The sequence below is a fragment of the Nitratidesulfovibrio oxamicus genome (assembly GCF_015731765.1).
In the GTDB taxonomy this organism is placed as follows: domain Bacteria; phylum Desulfobacterota; class Desulfovibrionia; order Desulfovibrionales; family Desulfovibrionaceae; genus Cupidesulfovibrio; species Cupidesulfovibrio oxamicus.
In genome coordinates this window covers 1-826 of the sequence record NZ_VRYY01000680.1, presented here as the reverse complement: position 1 = coordinate 826, position 826 = coordinate 1, and the positions used below count along the sequence as shown (strand labels likewise).

Genomic DNA, 826 nt, shown 5'->3' with positions numbered 1-826 from the left:
GGCGCCCTGGCTGCGCGGGCCTTGTCCCTGCACGCCGGCCAGCCCCTGGCGCTGGCCGTGCGGGAACGCATCGCCGCGCTTGCCGCGCCGGGGTATTCCGTGGTCATTCCCACCTGCAACCGGCTGGACATCCTGCAACGCTGCCTGCACTGCCTGGAACGGCAAACCCTGCCCCGAGACCGGTTCGAGGTGATCGTGGTGGACGACGCCTCCACCGATGGGACCGCAGATTTCCTGGCCGGGTACCACCCGCCGTTCACCCTTCGGACCATCGTCATGCCCAGGCGGGGCGGACCGGGCAAGGCGCGCAACGCGGGCATCCGCGCTGCGCGGGGCGACATCGTGCACTTTCTCAATGACGATGCGCTGATAGAGCCCAACGTACTCGCCCTGCACGCCACCCTGCACGAGGCCCTGGCCGACACGCCCGTTTCCGTGCTGGGCCGGTTCGACTTCGCCCCGCCCTTCACCGACACCCTGTGGGGCTACACCCTGCAACACGGCGACCTGCTGTTCCGCTACCCCACGTTCACCCACAACGGGCTGCACGGGCACACCTCGTACTACACCTGCAACATCAGCACGCCCCGGCAGCAGCTGGTGCAGGCCGGGCTTTTCGACGAGGCATTCACCGGCGGCCAGTGGGGCGCGGAGGACATGGAGTTCGGCATGCGCCTGGCCGCGCTGCCGGTGCCGGTGCTGTTCCGCGACGACAGCCGCTCGGTCCACGTGCACGACGTGGGCGTGGAGGGGCTGGCGCGCACCGCGCTGGTGCGGGGCGGCGGTGCGGTGTGGCTGTTCGCCAAGCACGGCGGCGCGCCCCACT

The 826-nt window shown here is 70.6% G+C and carries 1 protein-coding gene; it reads left to right on the top strand.

What is annotated here, in order from left to right; genetic code table 11:
• Window positions 1–21: 21 nt before the first annotated feature.
• On the top strand, window positions 22–826 hold an 805-nt coding region (locus FVW20_RS17200; RefSeq protein ID WP_196610543.1), incomplete at its 3' end, for a glycosyltransferase family 2 protein.